9 protein-coding genes are annotated in these 17,188 nt (G+C 64.9%); 4 read left to right on the top strand and 5 right to left on the bottom strand.

Annotation, left to right across the window (positions count from 1 at the left end; genetic code table 11):
- Nucleotides 1–177 precede the first annotated feature (177 nt).
- Complete coding sequence (gene rpoC, locus WC729_RS00855; RefSeq protein WP_372848565.1) at nucleotides 178–4,446, bottom strand: DNA-directed RNA polymerase subunit beta'; 4,269 nt, start codon at nucleotides 4,444–4,446, stop codon at nucleotides 178–180.
- 74 nt (nucleotides 4,447–4,520) lie between these two features.
- Nucleotides 4,521–8,672 carry a DNA-directed RNA polymerase subunit beta gene (rpoB, locus tag WC729_RS00850; RefSeq protein WP_372848563.1) on the bottom strand — a complete coding sequence of 1,384 codons (4,152 nt, stop codon included), beginning with the start codon at nucleotides 8,670–8,672 and terminating at the stop codon, nucleotides 4,521–4,523.
- Between the two features lie 146 nt (nucleotides 8,673–8,818).
- Between rpoB and WC729_RS00845 the strand changes: the two genes are divergently transcribed.
- The 3 genes from WC729_RS00845 (at nucleotide 8,819) to WC729_RS00835 (ending at nucleotide 11,900) form a co-directional block, all read left to right on the top strand.
- The gene (locus WC729_RS00845) at nucleotides 8,819–9,001 is read left to right on the top strand and encodes a hypothetical protein (protein WP_372848561.1); all 183 of its coding nucleotides are present in this window, start codon (nucleotides 8,819–8,821) and stop codon (nucleotides 8,999–9,001) included.
- Nucleotides 8,998–10,314 carry a hypothetical protein gene (locus tag WC729_RS00840; RefSeq protein ID WP_372848559.1) on the top strand — a complete coding sequence of 439 codons (1,317 nt, stop codon included), beginning with the start codon at nucleotides 8,998–9,000 and terminating at the stop codon, nucleotides 10,312–10,314. Before WC729_RS00845 ends, WC729_RS00840 begins: the two co-directional genes overlap by 4 nt.
- Nucleotides 10,315–10,454: 140 nt before the next feature.
- Entirely contained in the window at nucleotides 10,455–11,900 is a 1,446-nt protein-coding gene (locus WC729_RS00835; protein ID WP_372848557.1) for a hypothetical protein, read from the top strand.
- 92 nt (nucleotides 11,901–11,992) lie between these two features.
- Here WC729_RS00835 and WC729_RS00830 read toward each other — a convergent pair whose 3' ends face one another.
- The 3 genes from WC729_RS00830 to rplJ all read right to left on the bottom strand — a co-directional run bounded on the left by WC729_RS00830 (nucleotide 11,993) and on the right by rplJ (nucleotide 14,251).
- The gene (locus WC729_RS00830) at nucleotides 11,993–12,958 is read right to left on the bottom strand and encodes a hypothetical protein (protein ID WP_372848555.1); all 966 of its coding nucleotides are present in this window, start codon (nucleotides 12,956–12,958) and stop codon (nucleotides 11,993–11,995) included.
- Between the two features lie 312 nt (nucleotides 12,959–13,270).
- The gene (rplL, locus tag WC729_RS00825; protein ID WP_372848553.1) at nucleotides 13,271–13,648 is read right to left on the bottom strand and encodes a 50S ribosomal protein L7/L12; all 378 of its coding nucleotides are present in this window, start codon (nucleotides 13,646–13,648) and stop codon (nucleotides 13,271–13,273) included.
- 81 nt (nucleotides 13,649–13,729) lie between these two features.
- Nucleotides 13,730–14,251 (bottom strand): 50S ribosomal protein L10, encoded by a 522-nt coding sequence (gene rplJ / locus WC729_RS00820; RefSeq protein ID WP_372848551.1) that lies wholly within the window; start codon nucleotides 14,249–14,251, stop codon nucleotides 13,730–13,732.
- Between the two features lie 440 nt (nucleotides 14,252–14,691).
- Here rplJ and WC729_RS00815 point away from each other — a divergent pair, with 440 nt between their 5' ends.
- Nucleotides 14,692–17,136 carry an alkaline phosphatase PhoX gene (locus WC729_RS00815; RefSeq protein WP_372848549.1) on the top strand — a complete coding sequence of 815 codons (2,445 nt, stop codon included), beginning with the start codon at nucleotides 14,692–14,694 and terminating at the stop codon, nucleotides 17,134–17,136.
- The last annotated feature ends 52 nt before the right edge of the window (nucleotides 17,137–17,188 follow it).

Raw genomic sequence — 17,188 nt, 5'->3', positions numbered from 1 at the left:
TAAGTCGAGAAACATTGATCGGGCGCCAAGCAAGGTTTCTCGACTTCGCTCGAAACGAACGGATGGGGTGGCTCTGATTTTACGCTCGATGCGCTAGCGCGACCTCAACGCACAAGAAAAACCGCCGCCCGGGCAACCCCGGACGGCGGTGATTCATGTCAGCACTGGACCAGTGGATTACTTGTTCAGATACTCGCCGGCATCCGCGTCGGTGCCCGTGCCCGAGGTCGTGACCGACGCCAGGGCATCGCTGCCCGTGTCGTCGCGCACGTCGCGCTGCAGCTCGGCCGCACGCTCTTCCGCCGCCGAGTTCGGGGCGATGAGCACTTCCTGCAGGCGACGCTGCTGGACGCGGAGAGCGGCATCGCGGCTGGAGGCCGCAACCCGCAGGCGGTTCATGCCCGCGCCGGTACCCGCCGGGATCAGGCGGCCGACGATGACGTTCTCCTTCAGGCCGATCAGCGTGTCCTGCTTGCCCTGGACCGCTGCCTCGGTGAGGACGCGAGTGGTCTCCTGGAACGACGCTGCCGAGATGAAGCTGCGGGTCTGCAGCGACGCCTTGGTGATGCCGAGCAGAACCGGCTTGCCCTGTGCAGGGGTCTGGTTCTTGGCGATCTTCGAGTTGATGTCGTCCATCTCGTCGCGATCGACCTGCTCGCCGGCGAGCAGCGTGGTGTCGCCGCCGTCGGTGATCTCGACCTTCTGCAGCATCTGGCGAACGATCACCTCGATGTGCTTGTCGTTGATCTTCACGCCCTGGAGACGATAGACCTCCTGGATTTCCGACACGAGATATTCAGCGAGCGGCTCGATGCCGAGCACCTCGAGAATGTCGTGCGGATCGGGCGAGCCGCCGATCAGGTTGTCGCCACGCTTGACGTAGTCGCCTTCCTGGACGTCGATCACCTTCGACTTCGGCACCAGATACTCCACGACCTCGCTGCCGTCCTCGGGCTGGATGCCGATCTTGCGCTTGGCCTTGTAGTCCTTGCCGAACACGACGCGGCCCGAGACCTTCGCGATGATCGCGTTTTCCTTGGGCTTGCGTGCCTCGAACAGTTCCGCGACGCGCGGCAGACCGCCGGTGATGTCACGCGTCTTCGCGGCTTCGCGGGAGACACGCGCCAGAACGTCGCCGCCCTGGACCTGCGCACCGTCCTCGACCGAGAGCGTGGCGCCCGGTGCGAGCATGTAACGGCCGGCCTCGCCCGAACCTTCGTCGAGCAGGGTCAGGCGCGGACGCAGATCCTCCTTCGACTTGGTCGCGGCACGATATTCGGTGACGACGCGCTGCGAGATACCGGTCGCTTCGTCCGCCTGCTCGGTGAGCGTCTTGCCCTCGATCAGATCGACATACTTCACGATGCCGGGGTTCTCGGTGATCACCGGCATGGTGAACGGATCCCATTCCGCCATCCGGTCGCCCTTGGTGACGATATGGCCGTCATCGAACAGGACATAGGCACCGTAGGGGATGCGATGCACCGCCCGCTCGCGCCCGTCCATGTCGACGATCGCGACTTCGCCCGAACGGCTCAGCACGACGCGGCGGCCGCGCTGATCCATGATGATGCGAAGGTCGCGATACTCCATCGTCCCGTCGGCGACTGCCTCGAGGTTCGACTGCTCGTTGAGCTGCGCCGCGCCGCCGATGTGGAACGTCCGCATCGTCAGCTGGGTGCCAGGCTCGCCGATCGACTGAGCGGCGATGACGCCGACAGCCTCACCGATGTTCACCGGCGTACCGCGGGCCAGATCGCGCCCGTAGCACTTGCCGCAAACGCCGATCTTCGTCTCGCAGACCAGCGGGCTGCGGATCTTGCAGGACTGAGTACCGATCGCCTCGATCTGCACGATCATCGGCTCGTCGAGCAGCGTGCCCGACGGGATGATGACCTCACCGGTCTTGGTGTCGATGATGTCCTCCGCGGTCGTGCGACCGAGGATGCGCTCGCCGAGCGACGCGATGGTCGAACCGCCCTGGACGATCGCACGCATTTCCAGCGCACGCTCGGTGCCGCAATCATTCTCGATGATGACGCAATCCTGCGACACATCGACCAGACGACGGGTCAGGTAACCGGAGTTCGCGGTCTTCAACGCCGTATCCGCGAGACCCTTGCGGGCGCCGTGGGTGGAGTTGAAATACTCAAGGACGGTCAGGCCTTCCTTGAAGTTCGAGATGATCGGCGTTTCGATGATCTCGCCCGACGGCTTGGCCATCAGGCCACGCATACCGGCAAGCTGCTTGATCTGCGCCTGCGAACCACGGGCACCGGAGTGGGCCATCATGTAGATCGAGTTGATCGGGGCTTCGCGGCCGTTCGGCAGCTTCTTCACCGACTTGATCTCGTCCATCATGGCGTTCGCCACCTGGTCGCCGCAACGGCTCCAGGCGTCGATCACCTTGTTGTACTTCTCCTGCTGCGTGATCAGACCGTCCTGATATTGCTGCTCAAAGTCCTTCACAAGGGCGCGGGTCTCATCGACCAGCGGAACCTTCGCGTCCGGAATGATCATGTCGTCCTTGCCGAACGAGATACCCGCCTTGAAGGCGTGCTTGAAGCCCAATGCCATGATCGCATCGGCGAACAGCACGGTCTCCTTCTGGCCGGTGTGGCGATAGACCTCGTCGATCACGTCGCCCACGTCCTTCTTGGTGAGGAGGCGGTTGACGGTATCGAACGGCACCTTCGAGCTCTTCGGGAGGCACTCGCCGAGCAGCATGCGGCCCGGGGTGGTCTCGTAGCGCTTGAGATACGGGTTGCCGGCCTCGTCCGTCTGCGGAACGCGGCTGATGATCTTGGTGTGGAGCGTCACCGCGCCTGCCTCGATCGCCTGATGCACTTCCGCCATGTCGGAGATCAGCATGCCCTGGCCGGGCTCGTCCTCCTTCATCATCGACAGATAATACAGGCCCAGCACCATGTCCTGCGACGGCACGATGATCGGCTTGCCGTTCGCCGGCGACAGGATGTTGTTGGTCGACATCATCAGGACGCGCGCTTCCAGCTGGGCCTCGAGGCTCAGCGGGACGTGCACGGCCATCTGGTCACCGTCGAAGTCGGCGTTGAAGGCCGAGCAGACCAGCGGGTGAAGCTGGATTGCCTTGCCCTCGATCAGCACGGGCTCGAACGCCTGGATGCCGAGACGGTGAAGCGTCGGCGCGCGGTTGAGCATGACCGGGTGCTCGCGAATGACTTCGTCGAGAATGTCCCAGACTTCCTTGCGCTCCTTCTCGACCCACTTCTTGGCCTGCTTCAGGGTCATGGAAAGACCCTTGGCGTCCAGACGGGCGTAGATGAACGGCTTGAACAGCTCGAGCGCCATCTTCTTCGGCAGGCCGCACTGGTGCAGCTTGAGCTCGGGACCGGTCACGATGACCGAACGGCCCGAATAGTCGACGCGCTTGCCGAGCAGGTTCTGGCGGAAGCGGCCCTGCTTGCCCTTGAGCATGTCGGACAGCGACTTCAGCGGACGCTTGTTGGCGCCCGTGATCGTGCGGCCGCGGCGGCCATTGTCGAACAGCGCGTCGACGGCTTCCTGCAGCATGCGCTTTTCGTTGCGGACGATGATGTCCGGCGCACGCAGCTCCATCAGGCGCTTCAGGCGGTTGTTGCGGTTGATCACGCGGCGATACAGATCGTTCAGATCCGAGGTCGCGAAGCGACCGCCGTCCAGCGGCACCAGCGGGCGCAGCTCGGGCGGGATGACCGGCACGACTTCGAGGATCATCCATTCCGGGCGGTTGCCGGAATCGATGAAGCTCTCGACGACCTTCAGGCGCTTGATGATCTTCTTGGGCTTCAGCTCGGACTTGGTGACCGCCAGCTCTTCCAGCAGGTCCTTGCGCTCGCCCTCGAGATCGAGGCTTTCGAGCATGATGCGGACTGCCTCGGCGCCGATGCCGGCCGAGAACGCGTCCTCGCCATATTCATCCTGTGCGTCGAGCAGCTCGTCCTCGGTGAGGAGCTGATATTTTTCGAGCGGGGTGAGGCCCGGCTCGATCACGATATAGGCCTCGAAGTACAGCACGCGCTCGAGCTGCTTCAGCTGCATGTCGAGCAGCAGGCCGATGCGCGACGGCAGCGACTTCAGGAACCAGATGTGCGCAACCGGGGCGGCCAGCTCGATATGGCCCATGCGCTCGCGGCGGACCTTCGAGACGGTGACCTCGACGCCGCACTTCTCGCAGACGATGCCCTTGTACTTCATGCGCTTGTACTTGCCGCACAGGCACTCGTAATCCTTGATCGGACCGAAGATGCGCGCGCAGAACAGGCCGTCACGCTCGGGCTTGAACGTGCGATAGTTGATGGTTTCCGGCTTCTTGATCTCGCCGAACGACCAGGACCGGATGCGCTCTGGCGAGGCGATCCCGATCTGGATCTGGTCGAAGGTTTCCGGCTTGGCCACCGGATTGGCGAAGTTGGTCAGTTCGTTCATGTCTCAATTCCCTCCAGGGAAAAATTCTGTGCGGACGGGGGAGGGGGCGCTGCCCGAAGGCAACGCCCGATCCGTCATGCCGCCGCGATCGCGACGCCGTCCGAGTCGAACTGCTCGACGCTCTTCAGCTCGACGTTCAGACCCAGCGACCGCATTTCCTTGACCAGCACGTTGAAGCTCTCCGGAATGCCGGCCTCGAACGTGTCGTCACCCTTGACGATCGCCTCATAGACCTTGGTGCGGCCGACCACGTCGTCGGACTTCACCGTGAGCATTTCCTGCAGCGTGTAGGCAGCGCCGTACGCCTGCAGTGCCCAGACCTCCATCTCACCGAAGCGCTGACCGCCGAACTGGGCCTTGCCGCCCAACGGCTGCTGGGTAACGAGGCTGTACGGGCCGATCGACCGTGCGTGGATCTTGTCGTCCACGAGATGGTGCAGCTTCAGCATATAGATGTAGCCCACCGTCACCTTGCGATCGAACTGATCGCCGGTGCGGCCGTCGAACAGGTCCGACTGACCCGAGGTGTCGAGCCCGGCGAGCGTGAGCATCGCCGAAACGTCAGCCTCACGGGCACCGTCGAACACCGGCGTTGCCATCGGCACGCCGCCGCGCAGGTTCTGCGCCAGTTCGATGATCTCGTCGCTCGTGCGCGCGTCGATCTCGGCATGGTATTGCTCGCCATAGACGGTCTTGAGGCGATCCTTGACCGTGTCGGGCATCTGGCCCGGCTTGGGGTCGGGGTTCGCTTCGCGCCAATCCTCGAGCGCCTGGGCGATCTGGCCGCCCAGACCGCGCGCGGCCCAGCCAAGATGCGTCTCGAAGATCTGACCGACGTTCATGCGCGACGGCACGCCCAGCGGGTTCAGCACGATATCGACCGGCGTCCCGTCGGCGAGGAACGGCATGTCCTCACCCGGCAGGATGCGGCTGATCACGCCCTTGTTGCCGTGACGGCCGGCCATCTTGTCGCCCGGCTGCAGCTTGCGCTTCACCGCGACGAAGACCTTGACCATCTTGAGCACGCCCGGCGGCAGCTCGTCGCCCCGCTCCAGCTTCTCGCGACGATCATGGAACTTGTCCGTGATCAGCTTCACCGCATCGTCATACTGCGCCTTGACCGCCTCTAGATCGCTTTGGATCTTGTCGTCGGCGACGGCGAACTTCCACCACTCGTGGCGGTCGACGCTGTCGAGCAGATCGGCGTCGATCTCGACGCCCTTCTTCAGGCCCTTCGGCGCGGCGGTCGCGGTCTGGCCGAGCAGCATCTCGCGAAGACGCGACCAGGTCGCGCGGTTCACGATGGAGCGTTCGTCGTCCGAGTCCTTCTTCAGGCGCTCGATCTCCTCGCGCTCGATCGCCATCGCGCGCTCGTCCTTGTCGATGCCGTGGCGGTTGAACACCCGGACCTCGACGACGGTACCGGCAACGCCCGGCGGCAGGCGGAGCGACGTATCGCGCACATCCGACGCCTTTTCACCGAAGATGGCGCGGAGGAGCTTCTCCTCCGGCGTCATCGGCGATTCACCCTTGGGGGTGATCTTGCCGGCCAGGATGTCGCCCGGCTCCACTTCGGCGCCGATATAGACGATGCCCGCTTCGTCGAGGTTGCGAAGCGCTTCCTCGCCGACGTTCGGGATATCGCGCGTGATGTCTTCCGGCCCGAGCTTGGTGTCGCGTGCCATGACTTCGAATTCCTCGATATGGATCGAGGTGAAGACGTCATCCTTCACGATACGCTCGGAGATGAGAATCGAATCCTCATAATTGTAGCCGTTCCAGGGCATGAACGCGACGAGCGCGTTGCGGCCCAGCGCCAGCTCGCCGAACTCGGTCGACGGGCCGTCGGCGATGATGTCGCCGGCGCGCACCGCGTCGCCCACCTTCACCAGCGGACGCTGGTTGATGCAGGTGTTCTGGTTGGAGCGCTGGAACTTCATCAGCGTGTAAATGTCGACGCCCGACTGGCCGGCCTCGACCTCACCCGTGGCGCGAACCACGATGCGCGCCGCGTCGACCTGGTCGACGATGCCTGAGCGCTTGGCCGAGATCGCGGCGCCCGAATCGCGCGCCACGGTTTCTTCCATGCCGGTGCCGACGAACGGTGCCTCGGCGCGAACCAGCGGCACTGCCTGGCGCTGCATGTTCGATCCCATCAGCGCGCGGTTGGCGTCATCGTTTTCCAGGAACGGAATGAGCGATGCGGCGACCGAGACGAGCTGCTTGGGGCTGACGTCCATCAGCGTGATGTTGTCGGGGATCGCCATCAGGAATTCACCTGCCTGACGCGACGACACCAGATCCTCGACGAAGCCCTTGGTCTCGTCGAGCTCGGCGTTGGCCTGCGCGATCGTGTGCTTGGCCTCTTCCATCGCCGACAGATAGACGACGTCGTCGGTGACCTTGTGGTCTACGACCTTGCGGTATGGCGTCTCGATGAAGCCGTATTTGTTGACGCGGCTGAAGCTGGCGAGCGAGTTGATCAGGCCGATGTTCGGGCCTTCCGGCGTCTCGATCGGGCAGATGCGGCCATAATGGGTCGGGTGAACGTCGCGGACTTCGAAGCCGGCGCGCTCACGGGTGAGACCGCCCGGCCCAAGCGCCGAGACGCGACGCTTGTGCGTCACTTCGGAGAGCGGGTTGGTCTGATCCATGAACTGCGACAGCTGCGACGAGCCGAAGAATTCGCGCACTGCGGCAACCGCCGGCTTGGCGTTGATCAGGTCGTTCGGCATAACGGTCGAGACGTCGACCGAGCTCATGCGCTCCTTGACGGCACGCTCCATGCGGAGCAGGCCGACGCGGTACTGGTTCTCGAGCAACTCGCCCACCGAACGCACGCGACGGTTGCCGAGATTGTCGATGTCGTCGATCTCGCCCTTGCCGTCCTTCAGATCGACCAGCGTCTTCACGACCGCAAGGATATCCTCGGTCCGCAGCGTGGTGACGGTGTCCTCGACGTCGAGGTCGAGGCGCATGTTCAGCTTGACGCGGCCGACGGCCGACAGGTCGTAGCGATCGGGATCGAAGAACAGGCCGCTGAACAGCGACTCTGCAGTCTCCAGCGTCGGCGGCTCGCCGGGGCGCATGACGCGGTAGATGTCGCTGAGCGCCTGCTCGCGCTCTTCGGCCTTGTCTGCCTTGAGCGTGTTGCGAATCCACGGGCCGGTGGCGACGTGATCGATGTCGAGCAGCTCGATCCGGTCGATGCCGGCCTTGTCGAGCAGTTCGAGATTCTCGCCGGTCACTTCGTCGCCGGCTTCGATGTAGATCTCGCCGGTCGCGTCGTTGACCAGATCATAAGCCGAATAGCGGCCGAAGATCTCTTCGGTCGGGATCAGCAGGTCGGTCAGGCCGTCCTTGGCTGCCTTGTTCGCGGCGCGCGGGGAGATTTTCTGCCCCGACGGGAACACGACTTCGCCGGTCTTCGCATCGATGATGTCGAACATCGGCTTCTGGCCGCGCCAGTTCTCGGCCTGGAAGGGGATGACCCAACCGCCCTGGCCGCGGACGAAGGTCACGCGGTTGTAGAAATAGTTGAGGATTTCCTCGGAGTTCAGGCCGAGCGCGTAGAGCAGCGCCGTGACCGGCAGCTTGCGCTTGCGATCGATGCGGACGTTGACGATGTCCTTGGCGTCGAACTCGAAATCCAGCCACGAACCGCGATACGGGATGACGCGCGCCGCGAAGAGATACTTGCCCGACGCGTGAGTCTTGCCGCGGTCATGGTCGAACAGGACGCCCGGCGAGCGGTGCATCTGGCTGACGATCACGCGCTCGGTGCCGTTGATGATGAAGGTGCCGTTCTGCGTCATGAGCGGCATGTCGCCCATGTACACGTCCTGCTCCTTGATATCGAGGACCGACCGGGCCTCGGTATCGGCGTCCACCTCGAACACGATCAGGCGCAGGGTAACGCGCATTGGCGCTGCATAGGTGATGCCGCGCTGACGGCACTCGTCGGTGTCGAACTTCGGCGGCTCGAGCTCGTAGTTCACGAAGTCGAGTTCGGCAGTGCCGGCGAAATCTCGGATCGGGAAGACGCTGCGCAGCGTCTTTTCCAGGCCGGACACATAGCCGATCGAGGAATCCGACCGCAGGAACTGTTCGTAGGATTCGCGCTGAACCTCGATCAGGTTCGGCATCTGCACCACTTCGTGGATGTTGCCGAACACCTTGCGGATGCGGCGCTTAAGCGTGCCGCCCTCGATTGCCTTGGTCGCCATGGAGTTTTTCGCCTTACAGCTGATAATATCGTGCCCGGAATCCACCGGGCGGGCACGCATAAAGACGCAAAAAGCCGCTCGTTTTCGGGTGTCGAAAACAGCAGCTCCTGGCGTCTTATGAACCCATAGCCTCCAATTCGATCGACATGCTGCGCGACGGCACGTCATTTCCCGAAAGCTGTGGTGAGGGACGCGATATAGGGAGCGTGTTGGAAACTGTCAAATGCCGCGCGCAAAATCGCTTCGTCGGCAGCCGGGAACGGCTCGGCGCGATTCCGGTATTGGGGCGGGTCCGATTGCGGGTTCCCTTCATTGAGTATGCGTCATGAAAAACAAACCCGCAACCCGCCGCGCGTTCGTCGCGCTTGTCCCCGCCGCCTTGCTGCTGGCCGTTCCGGGCTATGCGCAAGAGGTCCAACCCGCCACGCCGCCGGCTCCCCCGGTGCAGACCGTAGCGCCGCCGCCGTTCGTCCCGACGGTCACGCCGCCGGCCGCCACCGTCGCGCCGCCGGCGGTCGCACCGACCGTGACCGCCGAGCCGGAAACGACACCCGCGCCGCGCGCCGCGACCCGCACCACGCGCACCGTTACACGGTCGACTCGCGTCGTTCGTGCGCCGGCACCCGCGCCGGTCCGGGCAGCGCCTGCGCCTGTGGCCGTCGCCCCGGTCGCCGCGCCGGCTGAAGTGACGCCCGCGCCGGTGACGCCCGCCCCGGTGACGCCCGTCCCGGTGACGCCGGCACCAGTCGAAGCAACCACTCCGGCGCCAGCACCTGCGCAGGAGGCCGTGACGCAAAGCACCACCGCGACTGAAAGCGCGCCGATCTGGCCGTGGCTCGTCGCTGGCCTGGTCGCGCTGATCGCGGTTGCCGGCTTCCTCGTGATGCGCCGTCGCCGCGAGGACGAAGAGGTCTATTATGAGGAGCCCTATGTGGAGGAGGCGGTCGAAGCCGCGCCGATCCGCAGCGAGCCGGCACCCTTCGCGCCCGACCCCGAGCCGCAGTTCCTGCGCACCGCGCCGCTCGCAGCAGCACCGTTCGCAGCAGCTGTCGTGAGCGACGAGCCGGCACCGGTCGCCGCCGAGGAGGCCAGCCTGGCCAAGCCCGAGGCTGAAGAAGTCGCCTCGCTGACCGACGCCGACGCCCCGGTCGCCGATCGCCCATGGCTCGAAATGTCGCTGCGCCCGGTGCGTGCCGGCACCAATGTCGACGAGGCGCTGGTCGAGATCGAGCTGACCGTCGGCAATTCGGGGTCGGTCGCTGCCCAGAATGTGCGTATCTCGACCTTCATGTTTGCGTCGGGCCCGGCCAGTGACGGCGATGTGGAGCGCATGCTGATCGAGCGTGGCGACGACGGCGTGCCGCCAGTGACGATCCGTCCGGGCGAAGGCACCCGTGTCGACGCGACGCTCGCGCTGTCCAAGGCGGATCTGATCGAGAGCACCAACGGCTCGATTCTGCCGATCATCGTCGCCGATGCGCGCTACACCCTGCCGGACGGCAGCGAGGGCCGCACTTCCGCCTCGTTCACCATTGGCGTGAGCGAGGAGGGCGGCCCGGCGATGGCGCCGATCCAGCTCAACGAACGTGCGATGCACGACGATGTCGAGGCGCGGCTGCACGGTGTTCCCGAGCACGCCTGACACCTGATTGAGATAAATGCCGGGCCTGTCTCCTCACCCGGGAGGCAGGCCCGGTCGTATTCACCGAACGATTTGCCGCAGGGGAAGAAGCTGTCGTATCGCGTTCAGAAATGCCGCGCTAAGGCAGTTACGTGGGGATAATGACCAAGTTCGCCGCCCGCCATGTCCGGGCAATGACGCTTCCGTTGATGGTTTCGGCTGGTGCGGTCGCGCCGGTATGGGCGCAGAGCGCACCCGCGCCGACACCGACGCCGACACCCAATTTGATTCCCGGGCTGGAGAATTTCAGCCTGGCGCCGAGCCCCGGATCGACGGTAACCCGGCCGGCGACGCCGCCGCCGGTCGTCCGGACGGTGCCAGCTCCGTCGCCAACCCCGACGCGGTCCACGACGGTGCCTCAACCACGGGCGAACGCGACCCCAGTGCCCCGGGTGACGCCGACACCGACGCCCACGGCTGCTGCGCGAGCACCGGCTGCGCTTGCTACGCCGACGCCGGCCCCAGTTCCGACACCAGTTCCGACGCCAGCCGCGACCGTGGCGGCGGAGCCGGTGGTCCCCGCACCGGTCGTTCCGGCGCCCATGGCCAGTCCGGCGGCTGCACCGACTCCCGCCGTGGTGGGGGAGGAGGGGGGCCTTTCCTGGCCACTCCTCGGCGGCGCGGCGGCGATCGCGCTGTTGCTCGGCGGGCTCGGCTTCTGGTTCCTGCAGCGGCGCGAGAGGTTCGAGGACGAAGAAGAACCCGCGTCCGAGGACGGAAAGCATGCCCATTTCAACCTGATCGCCGACCGACCGGATACGCCGCCCGAACCTGCGCCGGCGCGCGAAACGCCGCCGGGCGCCGTCGCTCCTCCGCCACCGGCGCAGACTCAGGCCGCGCTCGATTTCGGCACGCCGCCCAAGCGGGGCGCGCATGCGATCTTCGACCTTGGGGCAGTGGCGCTGGAGTCGCCGCCACTACCGCCTGCTCCCGCGGAAGAAGAGACGCCGCAGGTTGCGGTGGAAGAGCCTCCAGTTTCCGTCGCGGTGCCGGCGCCGGTTGAAACCGCGCCGCCGCCCGTATCGCCAGCCGCCGCCACGGCGCCTGTCCGCGCCACGCTCGACATCGAGCTCTACGCCAAGCGCGCGGGAACCAATTTATTGAGTGCCGCGGTCGAGTACGACATCGTGGTGAGCAATATCGGCGAGGCGGTCGCCCAGGGTGTCCAGATCGATGTCCGGTTGCTGAGTGCCGGCGTCGAACAGGACGGCTGGATCGGGACCCTGTTTACCAGCCCGATCGAGCGGCCGATCACGCCCGCGTTCGACCTGCCGCCAAAGGGAGCGATCGAGCTGAGCGGCATGGCGATGATGCCGAAGGAGATGGTCAGCGTGATGACGGTGCAGGACCGGAAACTGTTCGTACCGGTGCTGACGATCAACCTGCTCTATGGCTGGGAAGGCGGCACGGGCCAGACCGCCACATCCTATGTGGTCGGAATCGATCGGGGGGAGGGGGCCAAGCTGGCGCCATTCAGGCTGGATAACACACCGCGCATGCACGAGGGCGTCAGCACCTTGCCCTATACGGTGTCGCTGCGGCGCTAGCCCAGCTCTGGCCGATCAGGCCGGCTCGTTTCGAAGAGAATCGATCAAGGGAAAGTCCAGCCGGGATGTACGCCCCGGCTGGATCGCACGATTTACTTCAGTGTGACGGTCGAAGTCGGCAGGCCCGAGCTGGCCGCATCCGGACCGAGCCGGTTGTTGCCGAACGACTGGACGGTGGCGACACCGGTGGTCTTGATGCCGAACACATTGTTGTAGAGCCCGACGTTCGACAGGCGGATCGTCGTGCCGTTGGTCGCGAAGACGCCGGTTTCCAGGCTGCCCGCGATCGTCACGCCGTCCAGATTCGCCGTCGCCGCACCCGAAGCGGTCCATACGCCGCGACCGTTGTTCGAGAGGTTGCTGTTGACGATGGTCGCGGTGCCGCCAGCTTCGATCTTGGCGCCGATCCCGGCCTGCGAAATCGTGACGTTGTTCAGGAACGCGGAGACCGCGACGCCGTCGACCGATTTCACGGTCACGCCGGTGTGGATGACGTTGACGATGTCGACATCGGTCATGTGCAGTGTCGCGCCGACGCTCGCCGCCGTCGGTTCGAAGCTGATCGCGGGAACCGATCCGGTGCCCTGGTTCATGATGCTGACATTCTGCAGCGTCAGCGATTTGCCGCTCAGGAAGCGGACGCCATAGGTGCCGACAGTTGTGCCTGCGCCATCGATGGTGAGGTTGCGCAGAGTCACCTTGATGGTCGGCGCAGTCGCCCCGTTCGGATCGTTGACGATGACGCCGGAGACGCCCGAGTTCAGGATACCGCCGGCCGAGCCGTCGGTGCCTTCGGCGCAATCGAGCGTGATCGACTTGGTGATGGTGACCGAACCGAAGCCGCCCGGATCGAGGCAATCGATCTCGCCGCCGGAAGCGGTCTTGGAAATCGCGCCCTGCCAGGTCTTGCACGGGGCGGTGCGGCTGCACGGATTGACGTCGTCGCCGACGCCCGAAATCCAGGTGCGCGTCGCCTGCGCGCTGGCCGGTGTCGCAAAGCACAGGCCGAACAGCATTGCCGTCATGGCGACGCTGAGCATCTTGATCAAACGAGTCATTGAATAAACCTCCCCCTATTACGCGTTATGCGCGACCAGGCCGGGGCGAAGTCGTTGCCCGATCCGGCACAGGGCACGAAAGCGGGAGCGGCGGCCGAGCGACCTGTTGGGATGCGGTTTAGCGCACTTTAACCACCAGTTCCATTGCAAAGGGTTCGAATTCTTTCAATGGTTTCCCAACATTGGGCAGTTGGGCGAGGCCGGCTTTTCAGGTTGATCTGGAGCAAGAAAAAGGGCGACTCCTTGCGGAGCCGCCCTTCTCTTGTCTCTGATTCCGAATTGCTCCGGAATGACTTGCGCCGAAGCGAAAGCTTACTTGACCTCGACGGTCGCGCCAGCGGCTTCGAGCTGAGCCTTGATCTTCGCGGCCTCGTCCTTCGAAACGCCTTCCTTGACGGCCTTGGGAGCCGACTCGACCAGCGTCTTGGCTTCGGTCAGGCCGAGCGAGGTGATCGCGCGGACTTCCTTGATGACGTTGATCTTCTTGCCACCGTCGCCGGTGAGGATCACGTCGAACTCGGTCTGCTCTTCAGCAGCCGGGGCGGCGGGGCCACCAGCGGCCGGGCCGGCAACGGCAACGGCAGCGGCGGCGGAAACGCCCCACTTCTCTTCGAGCAGCTTCGAAAGCTCAGCGGCTTCGAGGACGGTCAGTTCGCTCAGCTGGTCAACCAGCGCGTTCAGGTCTGCCATGATATATTCTCCGTATCGGGGCACTTGCCCCAAGGTTCAGTTCAAAAAGTCTGTCGATGTCCGATATCGGGGTACCCGATGTCAGGCAGCTGCCATGTCCTTGTCGGCGTAAGCCGCAAACACGCGGGCAAGCTGCGCCGCAGGAGCCTGGGTGACGGTCGCGAGCTTGGTTGCGGGTGCAACCAGAAGGCCCACGATCTTGGCACGCAGTTCATCCAGCGAGGGCAGCGTTGCGAGCGCCTTCACGCCTTCGACGTCGAGGACGGTCGCGCCCATCGATCCGCCCACGATTTCGAACTTGTCGTTCGTCTTCGCGAATTCGACCGCAACCTTGGCTGCGGCGACGGGATCGATCGAGGTGGCAAGGCCTACCGGCCCGGTGAGCATATCGCCCAGCGAGAGATAGTCGGTGCCGTCGAGCGCGATCTTGGCAAGCTTGTTCTTCGAGACCTTATAGGTCGCGCCGGCGTCGCGCATCTTGTTCCGCAGCACAGTGGACTGTGCGACGGTGAGTCCGAGGTTGCGGGTGACGACCACCACGCCGACCTCGTTGAAGGTGCGGTTCAGCTCGGCGACGAACTCGGCCTTTTGAGCACGATCCATGCCATTCTCCACGTTTTTGACCCGCCCGCCGGAGCGGAAGGGCCGGTTAAAACCGGAGGCGCGACTAACCCGTGCCTCCGGGTTGTCCGTCGATTGGGGCATGGGAACTGGCCGCATGAGCGGCAGCAGACCGCCACGCTTGCGCGCGAGCGGAAAATTCCATTCCCCGTCTAGGCGGGAGATTAAGGTCGGAGGATTCCGGCCACCCACTGTCTCGGACGGTAGCTTGCCCGGCGCGAACGCCTGGCGAGCGAGCGCGGGTCCTTAGCGGCATTGCCGCGGAAGTCAACAAAATGCGTGGGCCGTCAGCCATTGTATTGAAACGGACGCTGATCTGTCACGGAACCGTCAAGGAATATCCATCACGCCGTCAGCTAGGCCGCACAAGAGGAACCGGACAGCGAATCCGAACCGGATCGCGATCCACCGGGGGTATCCACATGACTGACTCGACCACCGTCACGTTCGGCTATGACGACGGCGACATCGATACCAATCGCAGCGGCGGCGTTTCGCTGAACGACATGGTCGAGCGCCGCTATTCGCGGCGCGACGCGCTGCGCGGCGGTGTTTCCGCAGCGGCGTTCGCGGTATTTGGCGGGGCAGTGCTCTCCGCCTGCGCTGAATCCATTACCGATGATCCCTCGCCCGTCGTTTCGGCCGGCTCGTCGGGAACGACCAGCTCGGGCCGCGTCGTGACTCTGACCGGCGCGGCGACCGACAATGGCACGATCGCGTCGCAAAGCTTCGCGCAGGTCTCCGGCCCGACTGTCACGCTGACCAATGCGGCCAGCGGCGCCGCGACCTTCGTCGCGCCCAGCGTGAGCGCCAGCACGCCGCTGGTGTTCCGCTACACCGCGACCGACTCGACCGGACAGGCCACGTCGGTGGAAACCACCGTGACGGTGACCCCTGCGGTGCTGGGCTTCTCGGCGGTCGGCAAGAACAAACTCGACGTGGTCAGCGTCCCCGCCGGTTACAGCGTTTCGGTGCTCTACCGCCTGGGCGATCCGATCGCGCCGGGAACCGCAGCGTACAAGAATGACGGCACGGACACCGATTTCGCCAATCGCGCCGGCGATCATGGCGATGCGCTCTATTGGTTCGGCCTTGCCGCTGCCGGCTCCACCCGCGACGACAACAGCAGCACGCGCGGCCTGCTGGTGATGAACCATGAGAACATCAACCAGCCCTATCTGCACGCTTCGGGCCCCACGACCGTCGCCGGCGCCCGCCCGGAAGCCGAGGCGCTCAAGGAAATGGAGTGCCACGGTCTCAGCGTCGTCGAAGTATCGAAAAGCGGCAGCACCTGGAGCTACGCTCAGGGCGGCGCGCTCAATCGCCGTATCACGCCGCTGACGCCGACCGTGTTCAACGGCCCGGTCCGCGGCAGCGCACTGCTGCAGACTGTCTTTTCGCCGACTGGCGTCGCCGGGCGCGGCACGGTCAACAATTGCGCCAACGGCTATACCCCCTGGGGCACCGACCTGACCTGCGAGGAGAATTGGGCCGGCTATTTCCGTCGCCCGACCGGCGCCGACAATCCCCGCCGCACCCCGAAGGAAGTCGTCGCGCTCACCCGCTACGCCGTCACCAACGCCAACGGCAATTTCGGCTGGGCGACGGTCGTTCCGGCCGATCCCGCGAACACCATCTATCGCCGCTGGGACGTCCAGGCGACCGGTGCCGATTCGCATGCCGATTTCCGCAACGAGCACAACCAGTTCGGCTGGGTCGTCGAAATCGATCCGTACGACAAGACGGCGGCACCGCGGAAGCGCACTGCGCTCGGCCGCATGAACCATGAGGGCTGCTGGCCGTCGAACTTCGTCGTGGGCCGCAAGCCGGCCTTCTACATGGGCGACGATGCGGTGAACGAATATCTCTACAAGTTCGTCTCGGCCACCGCCTGGACTGCCGCCGATGCGACCGCCCCGGATCGCCTTTCGATCGGCGACAAATATCTCGACAACGGCACGCTCTATGTCGCGAAGTTCAACGCCGACGGCACCGGCCAGTGGCTGCCGCTGACCTTCGGTACTGGACCGCTCACTGCCGGCGCCGTACCTTACGCCTTTGCCGACCAGGTCGACGTGCTGACCCACGCCCGCCTCGCCGGCGACGCGCTGGGGGCGACCAAGATGGACCGTCCGGAATGGACCGCGGTCAACCCGGTCACCGGCGAGGTCTATCTGACGCTCACCAACAACTCGACCCGCACGCCGGCCAATACCGACGCGGCCAACCCGCGCGCCTATCTCGATCCGCCCAGCAGCTCGGTTTCCAACCGCAACGGCCACATCATCCGCCTGCGCGAGACCGGCAACACGTCGGAAGCGACTGCCTTCGGCTGGGATATCTATCTGTTCGGCGCGGGATCGGATCTCGACTCGACCAACATCAACCTGTCGAGCCTGGACGCGACCAACGATTTCTCCAGCCCGGACGGCCTGTGGTTCGGCCGCCCGTCCAACCCGACGGGCCTGGTCACGCCGGTCCTGTGGATCCAGACCGACGACAGCGCCTATACGGACGTCACCAACTGCATGATGCTCGCGGCGATGCCCGGAACGGTCAATGACGGTACCATCCGGAATGTCGCCAATACTCCGGGCGGCACCCAGTCGACCCGGGTCGGCAAGGCACCCGGCACGCAACTGCGTCGCTTCCTGGTCGGTCCGCTCGAGGCCGAGATCACCGGTGTCGACTCGACGCCGGACGGCAAGACGCTGTTCGTCAACATCCAGCACCCGGGTGAGAACGGCAACACCGGCAACATCACCAGCAACTGGCCGGCAAGCCAGACTGCGCCGGCACCGGGCAACCGCCCGCGCTCGGCGACGGTGGTGATCACCAAGAACGACGGCGGCGTAGTCGCGCTGTAAGCGACTGCCGCTCGCAACAAGGAAAGGGCCGGGGTCATCCCCCGGCCCTTTT

The organism is Sphingomonas sp. (assembly GCF_041661825.1).
Lineage (GTDB): Bacteria > Pseudomonadota > Alphaproteobacteria > Sphingomonadales > Sphingomonadaceae > Sphingomonas.
The sequence above is the reverse complement of the archived record's forward strand: the minus strand, read 5'-3'. Positions and strand labels throughout refer to the sequence as shown.

Excerpts from the sequence above, each read along its gene's own strand:
- rplJ (WP_372848551.1), bottom strand. The coding sequence starts at position 14,251 with ATGGATCGTGCTCAAAAGGCCGAGTTCGTCGCCGAGCTGAACCGCACC.
- rplL (WP_372848553.1), bottom strand. The coding sequence starts at position 13,648 with ATGGCAGACCTGAACGCGCTGGTTGACCAGCTGAGCGAACTGACCGTC.
- WC729_RS00840 (WP_372848559.1), top strand. The coding sequence starts at position 8,998 with ATGAAAAACAAACCCGCAACCCGCCGCGCGTTCGTCGCGCTTGTCCCC.
- WC729_RS00835 (WP_372848557.1), top strand. The coding sequence starts at position 10,455 with ATGACCAAGTTCGCCGCCCGCCATGTCCGGGCAATGACGCTTCCGTTG.
- rpoB (WP_372848563.1), bottom strand. The coding sequence starts at position 8,672 with ATGGCGACCAAGGCAATCGAGGGCGGCACGCTTAAGCGCCGCATCCGC.
- WC729_RS00845 (WP_372848561.1), top strand. The coding sequence starts at position 8,819 with ATGCTGCGCGACGGCACGTCATTTCCCGAAAGCTGTGGTGAGGGACGC.
- rpoC (WP_372848565.1), bottom strand. The coding sequence starts at position 4,446 with ATGAACGAACTGACCAACTTCGCCAATCCGGTGGCCAAGCCGGAAACC.
- WC729_RS00830 (WP_372848555.1), bottom strand. The coding sequence starts at position 12,958 with ATGACTCGTTTGATCAAGATGCTCAGCGTCGCCATGACGGCAATGCTG.
- WC729_RS00815 (WP_372848549.1), top strand. The coding sequence starts at position 14,692 with ATGACTGACTCGACCACCGTCACGTTCGGCTATGACGACGGCGACATC.